Source organism: Streptococcus sp. CM6, from assembly GCF_000526095.1.
In the GTDB taxonomy this organism is placed as follows: domain Bacteria; phylum Bacillota; class Bacilli; order Lactobacillales; family Streptococcaceae; genus Streptococcus; species Streptococcus oralis_BW.
This window is the reverse complement of record NZ_JATS01000018.1, coordinates 237,749-249,629: the sequence shown is the minus strand read 5'-3', so window position 1 is coordinate 249,629 and position 11,881 is coordinate 237,749. Positions and strand designations below refer to the sequence as shown.

Annotated in this window: 10 protein-coding genes and 1 pseudogene; 9 read left to right on the top strand and 2 right to left on the bottom strand. The window is 45.7% G+C overall.

Going from position 1 to position 11,881, the window contains the following annotated elements; genetic code table 11:
* The first annotated feature begins 6 nt into the window (after positions 1-6).
* From asp1 to HMPREF1516_RS10065, 9 genes and pseudogenes are all read left to right on the top strand, one after another.
* On the top strand, positions 7-1,587 hold the full coding sequence (asp1, locus tag HMPREF1516_RS05800; protein ID WP_033606016.1) for an accessory Sec system protein Asp1: 1,581 nt from the start codon (positions 7-9) through the stop codon (positions 1,585-1,587).
* On the top strand, positions 1,571-3,100 hold the full coding sequence (gene asp2, locus HMPREF1516_RS05795; protein ID WP_033606015.1) for an accessory Sec system protein Asp2: 1,530 nt from the start codon (positions 1,571-1,573) through the stop codon (positions 3,098-3,100). The genes asp1 and asp2 overlap by 17 nt, the downstream gene beginning before the upstream one ends.
* Positions 3,097-3,537 carry an accessory Sec system protein Asp3 gene (gene asp3 / locus HMPREF1516_RS05790; protein WP_000583898.1) on the top strand — a complete coding sequence of 147 codons (441 nt, stop codon included), beginning with the start codon at positions 3,097-3,099 and terminating at the stop codon, positions 3,535-3,537. Before asp2 ends, asp3 begins: the two co-directional genes overlap by 4 nt.
* Positions 3,524-5,902 (top strand): accessory Sec system translocase SecA2, encoded by a 2,379-nt coding sequence (gene secA2 / locus HMPREF1516_RS05785; RefSeq protein ID WP_443030939.1) that lies wholly within the window; start codon positions 3,524-3,526, stop codon positions 5,900-5,902. Before asp3 ends, secA2 begins: the two co-directional genes overlap by 14 nt.
* Positions 5,903-5,914: 12 nt before the next feature.
* Positions 5,915-7,435 (top strand): accessory Sec system glycosyltransferase GtfA, encoded by a 1,521-nt coding sequence (gtfA, locus tag HMPREF1516_RS05780; protein WP_000158440.1) that lies wholly within the window; start codon positions 5,915-5,917, stop codon positions 7,433-7,435.
* Positions 7,419-8,765 (top strand): accessory Sec system glycosylation chaperone GtfB, encoded by a 1,347-nt coding sequence (gene gtfB / locus HMPREF1516_RS05775; protein WP_000615322.1) that lies wholly within the window; start codon positions 7,419-7,421, stop codon positions 8,763-8,765. Before gtfA ends, gtfB begins: the two co-directional genes overlap by 17 nt.
* Positions 8,758-8,937: an accessory Sec system protein Asp4 gene (asp4, locus tag HMPREF1516_RS05770; RefSeq protein WP_033583412.1), complete on the top strand. Its 180-nt coding sequence runs from the start codon at positions 8,758-8,760 to the stop codon at positions 8,935-8,937. The genes gtfB and asp4 overlap by 8 nt, the downstream gene beginning before the upstream one ends.
* A 2-nt stretch (positions 8,938-8,939) precedes the next feature.
* A complete protein-coding gene (gene asp5, locus HMPREF1516_RS05765; RefSeq protein ID WP_025169573.1) occupies positions 8,940-9,164 on the top strand; it encodes an accessory Sec system protein Asp5 in 225 nt (74 codons plus the stop codon).
* Between the two features lie 68 nt (positions 9,165-9,232).
* A pseudogene (locus HMPREF1516_RS10065) lies at positions 9,233-9,316 on the top strand (TIGR01741 family protein); the annotation flags it as partial.
* A 256-nt stretch (positions 9,317-9,572) separates the two neighbouring features.
* Here the strand turns inward: HMPREF1516_RS10065 and HMPREF1516_RS05760 are convergent.
* The gene (locus HMPREF1516_RS05760) at positions 9,573-10,526 is read right to left on the bottom strand and encodes an aromatic acid exporter family protein (RefSeq protein WP_033606014.1); all 954 of its coding nucleotides are present in this window, start codon (positions 10,524-10,526) and stop codon (positions 9,573-9,575) included.
* A 49-nt stretch (positions 10,527-10,575) separates the two neighbouring features.
* The gene (gene sstT, locus HMPREF1516_RS05755) at positions 10,576-11,787 is read right to left on the bottom strand and encodes a serine/threonine transporter SstT (protein ID WP_033606013.1); all 1,212 of its coding nucleotides are present in this window, start codon (positions 11,785-11,787) and stop codon (positions 10,576-10,578) included.
* Between the last annotated feature and the right edge of the window lie 94 nt (positions 11,788-11,881).

Here is an 11,881-nt window from a genome sequence, read left to right as displayed (position 1 = left end):
GTTTTGATGTATTACTTTATCCCAGCCTGGTATGGCAAGGAACGTCCCTGGCATGCCGATTTGACACCGTGGTATTTTTCTCATTTTAAGCTAGAATTTGATGACACCTTTAATCAGATTCGCCTGATGCAACGCCAAGGGATTCCTGCACAGGTCCTCCATTTGTCCTATCAGCCTCATTTGCGCTATTTTCTCCATCGCCAAGGTATTTTAGAAGCACAGGTTTATTCCTTATTTGATGAATTGCAGGATTTTCATGAGATTCGACCGCAGGTCTTGCAGCTCAGAGATATTGAGTGGGATGAGGATTGCGACTTTGTTTACAGTCCCTTTACTATTCTGGTGCTGAAGGATGGCAAGCCCTATGCCCAGGTAGAGCATGGGATAGAAGGTTTTATCAGTACGATTCAGTATTTCAAGGAAGATGGGCTTTTGTCTGCCAACTACCTGATGGATGATCGGGGGCTGGTTTCTAGTGTGATTTACTACGAAGAGGGTCAGGCTCTCTACCAAGACTACCTCAATCCCAAGGGACTGTGGCAGTTTAGAGAGCACTTGCAAGATGGGGGCCGTATCGTGGTCAATCCTATCTTTGCTTTTCGCTTCCAAAAAGAGTCTTACCAAGATATGGGAGAATTGATTGCTGAGTTTTTTGAGAAGAAAATAGCTCAACTCCCTGAGGAAGAAGCGACCTATTTTCTGCCTGCTTGTGACCAGCATAATACCTTCCTTTTAGAACGATTGCCTCGTCAAAGCACCAAGGTTCTCAGCCTTTTTATCGGACGAAACACTCAAGAACAATTACCGCAGTTGGCGAATTTGTTGCCTAAGGTGGATCTTGTTCTGGTTGACAGGGAGGACACCCTGCGCTTGGCTCAGTCTGCATTTCCAGATCAGGCAGAGAAGTTTCGTCATTTGTCGCCTTTTGATACCCGCTTGGAGCTAGGAAAGAGTCAGACTCGAAAAGAGTCTCTCCTCTACTATCAACTTGACTTTGAGCAGGGGATAGAGGACCAAGCTCTCTATCAGGTCTTGCATTTCCTTTCTGAAAACAAGGATACGGAGCTGGTCTTTGGGACCTTTACTGCTGATCAGGGAGAAATGAAGCAGCTAGAAATACGTGTTTCTGAGATGATTGCAGAGCAGTTTCAAGACCAGGAACTGGAGAAGGAAGTTGATTACCAAGGAGCTGAAAATCCACTTGAGGACAATCGCCATCAGAGCAAGCGCTATTCGTTTGTCAATATGAAGGATGAATCGGAGTTAATCAAGCAGCTGGAATTTGTTCGTTTGATTGTCGATTTGAACTGTCAGCCTCTTCTTTATACCCAGATAGCGGGGATTAGTGCTGGTATCCCTCAAATCAATAGGGTCAAAACAGAGTATGTCAGCCATCAGAAGAATGGCTATCTGTTGGAAAACACTGCTGATTTTGCTCAGGCTGCCCATTACTATCTCGATAGCCTGCAGGTGTGGAATGATGCTTTGATCCATTCCATTGAAAAGATAAAGGAACACACTGGCGAGCAATTCCTGATTAAACTAGAGAAGTGGTTGGAGGAGGTGACTCATGGAAAAGAAATATAAGATCTTGCAAATCGGTCCAGAGGATTGGCAAGATACGCTGGCCCTACCAGCCCAACTAGACTGGTATCATGTTCCTCCCAACACACCGTCTGCCATCCAGAAAATCATGGATGAGAAAAATTTGGAGCACTTTCATGCTGCCATTCTCACGGATGGGGCCTACCTAGTAGATTTGTTGCCTGTTACATCTAGCTTGGAGCCCTATACGGTTTTCTATCCAGAACAGTTTGCAAGTCAGGATAAAAACATTCAGAACCTCATCAAACAGCACTGCATGCAAGCGATGGACCTGTCAGACCGACAGAGCTTTGTTCGGGACCTCTCCACCTCCCTCTTTGAAGGTGGTTATGGAGACAAGCTGAGTCCAGCTACGATAAGGATTCACCCGAGTTTTCAAGGCTCTGTCTCCTATCAAGGGTTTGAGCATCTGAAATTAGAAGGAGACTTTGGGAAGACCTATACCCAGATAGCCTCTTGGGCCTACAATCAGACCGTCCAAGCCCATTCTCCAATCGAACTCTGGCTCGAATATGAAAAAACTGGACCAGTGGAATTGCTCTTGCGTTTGCGAAAAATCCCAGCAGGATCCATTTCAGAGATTAGACAGGACATTCTCCTCGAGGAAGCAGACTTTGCCTCAGCAATCATTGTGGAGCAAGACTATGACGCTTATCTGAGCATTTCTCTTGAAGCGCGTGGTCAGGGAAAGGTCAACATCGGCAATCTCCACCAACGCTGGAGCCGGAAACAGTTTGGAAAATTTGTTATCGGAGGCAATATCCTGCATGACAAAAAACGTGAGGAAATCAACTATTTCTTTCACCCGGGAGATTTCAAGCCACCTCTAGCAGTCTATTTCTCAGGTTACCGTCCGGCGGAAGGCTTTGAGGGTTACTGGATGATGAAGAATCTCCAATGCCCCTTTCTCCTCTTTTCGGACCCTCGATTAGAAGGGGGAGCCTTTTACCTAGGAACTGAGGAATTGGAAGACAGCATACAAGCAACCATCCAGTACTATTTAGACTATCTAGGCTTGGATAGAAGTGACTTGATCCTATCTGGCTTGTCAATGGGAACTTTCCCAGCCCTCTATTATGGTTCTCGCTTTGAGCCCAAGGGAATCGTAGTCGGAAAACCCTTGACAAATCTAGGAACCATCGCACAGCGGGGTCGACTAGAAGCGCCAGGAGTTTTCCCGACTAGCTTTGATGTCTTGCACCTTCAGACAGGAGGAGTGAGCCAAAAAGACATGAAGGAATTGGATCAACGTTTTTGGACTCGATTTGAAAAAGCTGATTTTTCCCAGACGACCTTTGGTCTTTCTTACATGAAGGACGAGGATATGGATAGTGGTGCCTATGACCAGCTAGTGGAGACACTCTGTCAGACAGGAGCCAAGATCTTGTCGAAAGGGACAGCAGGCCGACACAATGATGATACAGGAACAAACGTTGCCTGGTTTATTCATTTTTACAAGATGATACTAGAAGAATACGGAAGAGGTGAGACATGATTATCATCAAGAGAGAGGATATTAGGTGGGGTGAGATGGGAGCCACTTATCTTTATGGTAGCCAGGTCGCCTATCATGCAGACGGTCATGTTACCCTGAAAAATCCTTTGCTGGCTTCAGGTGAAACCCTTAAAACCTGGTTTTCTAGTGTCAACTATCAGGCTACTAGAAGCCAGCCCAGCCTCCCTCTTCTTAAGAAAAATCATACCTACCGTCTCTCTATGAAGATGCAGGTTCAACCGACCAATGGCCTCTATCTCAAACTGACTTTTTTAAACCGTTATGAGGAAATCATCGAGGAGAAGATTGAAAGGAAATTTTCTTTTAACTTCACCTATCCTGAAACGGCATACACCTACCGACTTTCCTTGATTAGTGCAGGCTTTGAGGCTCTTGATTTTGTTTCGTTTTCGATTGAGGAGGATGCTGGTGTTTAATCATTTGTATCAGGAAAGACAACTGAGAAAGGTCAAGAATCTTTTAAGACAAATCAATGCCCTCAAAGAAGAGATGGCTGCTCTCAGTGATGGGGAAATGGCTGCAAAGACAGAGGAGTTTCGCCAGCGTCTTGCCCAAGGAGAAACCTTGGATGAACTGTTGGTAGAAGCCTATGCCCTTGTACGTGAGGCAGATAAACGTGTCTTGGGGCTCTTTCCCTATGATGTGCAGGTCATGGGCGCCATTGTGATCCACCAAGGAAATGTGGCTGAGATGAATACGGGTGAAGGTAAGACCTTGACTGCCACCATGCCCCTCTACCTCAATGCCCTAACGGGTAAAGGCAGCATGCTGGTCACGACCAATGACTATCTGGCTAGACGGGATGCAAGTGAAATGGGGCCAGTCTACCAATTTTTAGGTCTCACTGTCGGTCTGCCTTTTTCAGAGGATCCAAAAGAGGACTTGACTGCCGAAGAGAAAAGAAAAATCTACGCCTCAGATATCGTCTACACGACCAATAGTGTACTGGGATTTGACTATCTAAATGACAACCTTGCCTCCACTCGTGAGGGGAAATTCCTGCCTCCCTTTAACTATGTCATCATTGATGAAATCGATGACATTCTACTCGATAGTGCTCAAACTCCCTTGATTATCGCAGGGTCTCCCCGCGTCCAGTCTAACTATTATGGGATGATTGATACTCTAGTGACGACTTTGGTTCAGGGAGAAGACTACATCTACAAGGAAGAAAAAGACCAGGTTTGGTTGACCCGAAAGGGAGCTCAGACGGTTGAAGGATTCCTAGGAATCGACCATCTCTATAAGGAAGAGTACGCAAGTTATGTTCGGCATCTGGTCTATGCTCTCAGAGCCCACACGCTCTATACCAAGGACAAGGATTATCTGGTTCGAGGTCAAGAGATGGTTTTGTTGGATAAGGGTACAGGACGTTTGATGGAAATGACCAAGCTTCAAGGAGGTCTCCATCAAGCCATCGAAGCCAAGGAACATGTGAAACTTTCTCCTGAAACCAGAGCCATGGCTTCAATCACCTACCAAAGTCTTTTTAAGATGTTTCGTAAAATCTCAGGTATGACAGGTACGGGAAAGGTGGCAGAAAAAGAGTTTTTCGAAACCTACAATATGTCTGTCATTCGTATCCCGACCAATCGCCCACTTAGGCGAATGGACTATCCGGATAATCTCTATGTGACCCTCCCTGAGAAAGTGTATGCCTCTCTGGAAGCAATCAAGACCTATCACGCCAAGGGGAATCCACTCCTTATCTTTGTCGGTTCTGTTGAAATGTCCCAGCTTTACTCGTCCTTGCTCTTGCGAGAGGGGATTTCCCACAATGTCCTTAATGCCAATCATGCGGCGCGTGAAGCCCAGATCATCGCAGAGTCTGGACAGATGGGGGCAGTGACCGTTGCGACTTCTATGGCAGGTCGAGGGACAGATATCAAACTCGGTCCAGGGGTAGCAGACTTGGGCGGATTGATTGTGATTGGTACCGAGCGGATGGAGAGCCGACGAATTGACCTGCAAATCAGAGGTCGTTCTGGTCGACAGGGGGATCCAGGTATGACCCAATTTTTCGTATCGCTTGAAGATGATGTGATCAAAAAGTTCGGACCGTCTTGGGTTCATGACCTGTATCAAGACTACCAAGTGGAAGATATCAGCAAACCCATCCTACTCAAGGCTCGCAAGTACCGCAATCTCGTCAGAAAAGCCCAAGAGGCTAGTGATAGTGCCAGTCGCTCTGCACGCAGACAAACCTTAGAGTATGCGGAAAGCGTCAATATTCAGCGTCAGATGGTCTACAAAGAAAGAGATCGCTTGCTAGATGGGGGCAGTGATTTAGAGCATATCCTTGAGGACATACTAGCAGACTATACCAAACAAATCTCAGAAAAAGCCTATAGCAGCCCCCAAGAACTCTTTCACTTCATCGTGACCAATATTAGCTTTGGGATGAGAGAATTACCAGCTGATTTGGATTTAGCTGATGCAGATCAGATTCGGGAGTTGCTAGAGGAAATAATAGCCAAGGAAATCGCAGCTAAAAAGGAAGTCCTCCAACCTCACCAGCTCTATGACTCTTTTCTGAGAATATCCATGCTCAAGGCTATTGATGACAACTGGGTTGAGCAAGTCGACTACCTGCAACAGCTCAGTCTAGCAATCGGGAGCCAGTCTGCTTCTCAAAAGAACCCTATCGTGGAGTACTATCAGGAGGCCTATGCAGGCTTTGAAACCATGAAGCAACAAATCCGTACAGATATGGTACGCAATCTTCTCATGGGGATTGTGGAAGTAACGCCCAAAGGTGAGATTCTCACCCATTTTCCATAAAAAGAGGATCATATGACAATTTACAATATAAATCTAGGGATCGGTTGGGCGAGCAGTGGTGTCGAGTATGCCCAGGCCTACCGAGCAGGGATTTTTAGAAGTTTAGACCTAGCATCTAAGTTTATCTTTACCGACTTGATTTTAGCGGACAATATCCAGCATTTAACGGCCAATATCGGCTTTGCGGATGATCAGGTAATCTGGCTTTACAATCATTTTACAGATATCAAGCTAGCACCGACCAGTGTTACAGTTGACGAGGTCTTGGTCGCTTTCGGTGGCCTTGAGAGTCATAGGGAGCAGGATGGCAAGGTCTTACGTGTCTACTTTTCAGATGAGGATAAGTTTGTGACCTGCTACTTGGTAGACTCGGCTAAGAATCTAGTACAGCATGCAGAGTATGTGTTTGGAGGGAACTTGATTCGCAAGGATTATTTCTCCTACACACGCTACTGTACAGAATATTTCGCGCCCAAAGACCAAGTGGCTAGACTCTATCAACGAAGCTTTTTCAATGAAGACGGCAGCACTGCTTACGATATCTTGCTGACTGAAGGCCAGGAAGAGGTCTATCGATTTAAGGACCGGATTCTGTACGGAAAGCCAGCCCTTATGCGCTATTTTATGCAAAGTTTGAACTTGAGCAAGTCTGATTTGGTCATCTTGGATAGGGAAACAGGGATTGGTCAGGCTGTTTTTGAAGAAGCACAAAAGGCCCATCTAGCAGTTGTCGTTCACGCAGAGCACTATAGTGAAAATGCTAGTAACGAAGACTATCTCCTTTGGAACAACTACTATGAGTATCAGTTTACAAATGCGGACAAGGTCGATTGCTTTATCGTATCCACGGATCGGCAGAAGGAAGTTCTCGAAGGTCAATTTGCCCAGTACAGTCAGCATCGTCCACGAATCATCACGATTCCAGTTGGGAGCATTGATCAGTTGACGGAACCTGCTAGGGAACGCAAGCCCTTTTCTCTCATTACGGCTTCGCGTCTGGCCAAGGAAAAACACATTGACTGGCTCGTCAAGGCGGTTATCCAGGCGCATCAAGTCCTTCCAGAGCTTACCTTTGACATTTATGGCAGTGGGGGTGAGGAGTCCCTTTTAAGGGAAATCATCACGGCTCACCAAGCGGAGAACTATATCCAGCTCAAGGGGCATGCAGATCTAGCTCAGATTTATCCCCAGTATGAGGTCTATTTGACAGCCTCAACCAGTGAAGGCTTTGGTCTGACCTTGATGGAGGCAGTTGGTTCAGGCTTGCCCCTGATTGGTTTTGATGTGCCTTATGGCAACCAGACCTTTATCCAGGACGGTCAAAATGGCTACTTGATTCCAAGTTCAGACGACCATGTTGAAATGGAAATTAAAAAGGCCTTCGCGGAAAAGATCTGCCAGCTCTATCAGGAAAATCATTTGCCTGCTATGCGAACAGCATCTTATGACCTAGCTAGAGAATTTTTAACAGACAAAGTAAGGGACAAGTGGAAGAAAACGATAGAGGAGGTCCTGCATGATTCAACTATTTGATCGATATAGCCAGGAAAGCCGAGATTTGCATGAAAGTCTAGAAGCTGCTGGTCTGTCCCATGTCACGGTTGTGATCGAGCCAGATGGCTTTCTCTCAGATGGGATTCTTTCTCCCTTTACCTACTATCTAGGTTACGAGTCGGGAAAAGCTCTTTATTTCAACCAAGTAGCCGTACCTGAGTTTTGGGAGATTGCGGGAAATAACCAGTCTGCGCATATCTTAGAGGATTCTCGGGAGAGGGGCGTGATTCACTATGTGGAGGCTCCTCAGGCCCGTCTGGTCAAGCAAGTTGACTGGAAGGACCTATCTGGTCGCATCTACCAAGCAGACCACTATAACCGATACGGAACCTGCTTTGCCAAGACTACCTATAGTGCAGATGGGCAGACTATCCTGACCAAGTATCAGGATGCAAAGGGACAGGAAATTGTCCTGGAAAATCATGTGACAGGCGATATCCTCCTAACCTTGCCCGGACAAGCCCTGCGCCATTTTAAAAATCGAGTGGAGTTCACGATCTTCTTTTTGCAAGATTTGGGAATCGACACTCGCCACCTTCTCTTTAACACTCTCGCCACCTCTTTCTTGGTTTCATACCATTATCCAGACAAGACTGGACAGGATATCTTAGTCTGGCAAGAACCGCTAGATGATTGTCTTCCTGGAAATATGCAGTTGCTACTGGAGCAAGAGGGGCTGAGAGCTAAGCAGATCCTCATGCCAGACAAGGCTACCTATGAACAGGCCTTGGCCTTGGCCAATCCAGCCTATCATGACAAGTTTGCCCATCTAGGTTATCATTATCAGTTCAAAAGAGAAAACTTCGTTCGAGCAGATGCCTTGATTGTTACCAACTCAGATCAGATCGAGCATATCGAAACCCTGATTGAGTCCTTGCCAATGGTGACCTTCCGAATCGCGGCAGTGACTGAGATGTCGTCCAAGTTGCTGACCTTGCTTTCTTATCCCAATGTCGTTCTCTATCAAAACGCTAGTCCGCAAAAGATTCGAGAACTCTACCAGCTGTCGGATCTCTATCTAGACATCAATTACGGAAACGAGCTTTTGGATGCTGTCCGTCAAGCCTTCGAGCACAATATGCTCATCCTAGCCTTTGACCAAACAGCTCATAACAGACCTTACACAGCTCCAGAACACCTCTTTGATGTCCAGGCTGTTGGAGACATGATTGCGAAGATTCAAGAAGCTCTCAGCAGTCTTGACAAGATGGGCCAATCCCTTGGACATCAAGGCCGCCATGCCAACTATGTGGACTTGGCTACTTACCAAGAGAGGATGGAAAGGATAATAGGGGATGGGCATGACTAAAAAAGATTTATTTTACAAGGATGTCGAAGGACGCATGGAAGAGTTAAAGCAAGGAGCGCTTAAGAAAGAAAAGCCTACCCGAGGAGAAAAGATCAGTAAAACTTTCTCCATTTTACTCGGCATGCTCATCCTTCTTACCCTGATCTTTACATTATTAGGAATCTTGAGGTGAAAATGATGGAAGTTTTGATGCTTATAGGAATAATCCTAGCCGTCGCCTTAATTGTCCTGGTTCTCATCCAACCTCGCCAAAGCCAACTCTTTTCCATGGATGCGACCAGCAATATCGGAAAACCAGGCTACTGGCAGAATAACCGCTTGGTAAAAATGGTGACCCTCTTGATTAGCCTAGCCTTGTTTGTCTTGCTCCTCGTTTTTATGATGGTGACCTATCAGTAAGAACGCGGTACCATTCACAGATAGAGGATACTAGAGACGGGGAAAATACATCTAAACCGGAGGAACATATGGAAAACCAGATTAATGAGAAAATTATCGAAATCGTACATCAAGTCAACGATATGATTCCAGTTGAGTGGGATGATTTGTATCCCTTATACCAAGCAGGCTACATTCCTTGCGGATATGCGGGTGGACAATATAAAGTCTTCTAGCTTGGATTGTTATGAAAGTCAATCAGACTGTTGAGATATTCTGTGAATTTTAAAATATGGCTAGTCGTGATAGGGATTCAGGTTCTACAGAAAATATCCCTGTCTTGATGATTCTAAGGGGAATGGTCAAATAATTTCCCTCCAAATACAAAACACAAGAACCTCAGAGGAATTCTCTGAGGTTCTTTGCGTTTTAGTTTCCATATTTCTGGTAAAAATCAACCTTGACCTGGATAAAGGTTTCGGCTTCGCGTAGTAGTTGCAGGAGGGTAGCACGGGTCTCAAACTCCTCACGTGTTTTAGGGAGACTCCGATTGCGGAAGACTTGCAGATAGCGTTCGATGTCATCAAGTAGGTCATGAGCAGGATTGGTCTGGCTTAGCTGGGCAGCAATCTTAAAAAAGAGTTGGGCCAAAATCAAACTCTCACTTGCAGCCAGATGACAGGTATTGATCTGCTGGGCCATATTTCGCAGGATACGACTTTGTCGCTGCCTCATCTCAAAGTAGTGGATATGGTAGTCCGTCTGGTGAAAGAGATGATCCGAGTGATCCAGGTAGACCAGTTTGAGAGCTTCATCGAGGAGCTTGTCTAATTGGTCAACGAGTTGGGCTTGATTGCGTCCGTCTCCTCGCGACAGATAGTATTTAAAGCGAAGCAGGATGTCTTTTAACTTTTCTTCTACCTGAAGGTGGTAACTTTGGATAGCTTTTTCACGAGAGGGCATGTAAAGGTTGACCAATAGGGCAAAGCTTGTCCCGATGAGAAAGAGGAGCACTTCATTGAGCAAGAGAGTTGGAGAAGTAGACTCCTGTACTAAGAGATGACCAACTAAGACACTGCTAGGTGTGATGCCGATTTCCCAACCCATTTTGTAAGCAAGAGGGACATAGAGAGCCAGATAGAGGCCCAGGCTCCAGATGTGAAAGCCTGTCAGCTGAAAGGCTAGAACGCCGATAGCGAGCGCTAAGAGCATGGAAAAGAGGCGGTTACGGGCCAATTTTAGCGTACTTCTGCGCGTGTCGGAAAGGCTTAAGAGGGCGATAATGCCAGCTGAAATAGCTGATGACAAATCTAAAAAATAAGCGAGAAAACAAGCGAGACAGGTCGCCAAGACTAGTTTTGTCGTACGTTGGGTGATAGACATGAGAATTTCCTAAACTAATAGAATCAAGTGTTTAACGAGAAATCAGAGACTAGAGACGAAGTTTTCGATTTGAAGCATATTCTGCAACTGCCGTAAAGAGAACATCTGTAGAAGAATTCAGAGCTGTTTCGCAAGAGTCTTGCACGACACCGATCACAAAACCGACTCCGACAACCTGCATGGCTAAATCATTTGAAATCCCAAAGAGGCTACAAGCTACTGGGATAAGGAGAAGGGATCCCCCAGCAATTCCAGAAGCTCCGCAGGCAGAAATGGCAGCCACGACACTGAGCACAAATGCTGTCCCAAAGTCTACAGATATTCCGAGTGTATTGACAGCAGCCAGAGTCAGGATGTTAATGGTAACGGCAGCGCCAGCCATGTTGATGGTCGAACCAAGCGGGATGGAGACAGAGTAGGTGTCAGGATTCAGTCCCAGGTCTTGGCAGAGTTTCATATTGACAGGGATATTGGCAGCAGAGCTACGAGTGAAAAAGGCTGTAATACCACTGACACGCAGGCATTTCAAAACAAGGGGATAGGGATTTTTCCTCATGAAGAGAAAGGCGATGAGTGGGTTGACGATGAGAGCAACAAAGGCCATGGTAGCAATCAAAAGTCCTAGGAGAACACCGTAGTTTGCCAGACTGGCAATGCCCTTGTCAGAGATGGTCTTAAACACCAAGCCTAAAATCCCAAAGGGAGCTAGATTGATAATCCATTCCACGATTTTAGAGGTGACATCTGCCATGGTTCTCAGTAATTCTTTACTGTGTTTACTTGCCTCTCTCATAGCTAAGCCAAAGATGACTGCCCAAGAGAGAATCCCGATATAGTTGGCTTGGACAATGGCATTTAATGGATTGTCCACCAGTTTGAGCAGGAGATTACTGAGGACTTGCGCGATGCCATCGGGAGCAGTAACTTCTGTATTTGCACTGGTCAGGGTAATTTGCACAGGCAGTAAGAAACTAGCTAGAACGGCTACCAAAGCAGCAGCAAAGGTTCCAAGCAAGTATAGGAAAATAACAGTCTTCATATTGGTATTTTGCCCCTTTTGGTGTTGGGAAAGGGCATTGGCAACAAGGGCAAAAACCAAAATAGGAGCGATGGCTTTCAGTCCGCCTACAAAGAGGTCTCCAAGCAGACCAATTCCTGTAAGGTTTGGAAAGAGCATCCCCAATGTCGCTCCCAAAATCATTCCAATAAGGATTCGTTTGATGAGGCTTGCCTTGGTCCAGGCTCTAATGATTCGTTTCATAGCAGTCTCCTTCAAAATGTATTGTTTATAATTATAGTATAAATATGCTATAGAGGCAAGTGATATTTTGAAAATAGGAACGATAATTGAATAA

Coding starts and splice junctions, on each gene's coding strand:
- asp1 (WP_033606016.1), top strand. CDS start 7: ATGTATTACTTTATCCCAGCCTGGTATGGCAAGGAACGTCCCTGGCAT.
- asp2 (WP_033606015.1), top strand. CDS start 1,571: ATGGAAAAGAAATATAAGATCTTGCAAATCGGTCCAGAGGATTGGCAA.
- asp3 (WP_000583898.1), top strand. CDS start 3,097: ATGATTATCATCAAGAGAGAGGATATTAGGTGGGGTGAGATGGGAGCC.
- secA2 (WP_443030939.1), top strand. CDS start 3,524: ATGCTGGTGTTTAATCATTTGTATCAGGAAAGACAACTGAGAAAGGTC.
- gtfA (WP_000158440.1), top strand. CDS start 5,915: ATGACAATTTACAATATAAATCTAGGGATCGGTTGGGCGAGCAGTGGT.
- gtfB (WP_000615322.1), top strand. CDS start 7,419: ATGATTCAACTATTTGATCGATATAGCCAGGAAAGCCGAGATTTGCAT.
- asp4 (WP_033583412.1), top strand. CDS start 8,758: ATGACTAAAAAAGATTTATTTTACAAGGATGTCGAAGGACGCATGGAA.
- asp5 (WP_025169573.1), top strand. CDS start 8,940: ATGATGGAAGTTTTGATGCTTATAGGAATAATCCTAGCCGTCGCCTTA.
- HMPREF1516_RS05760 (WP_033606014.1), bottom strand. CDS start 10,526: ATGTCTATCACCCAACGTACGACAAAACTAGTCTTGGCGACCTGTCTC.
- sstT (WP_033606013.1), bottom strand. CDS start 11,787: ATGAAACGAATCATTAGAGCCTGGACCAAGGCAAGCCTCATCAAACGA.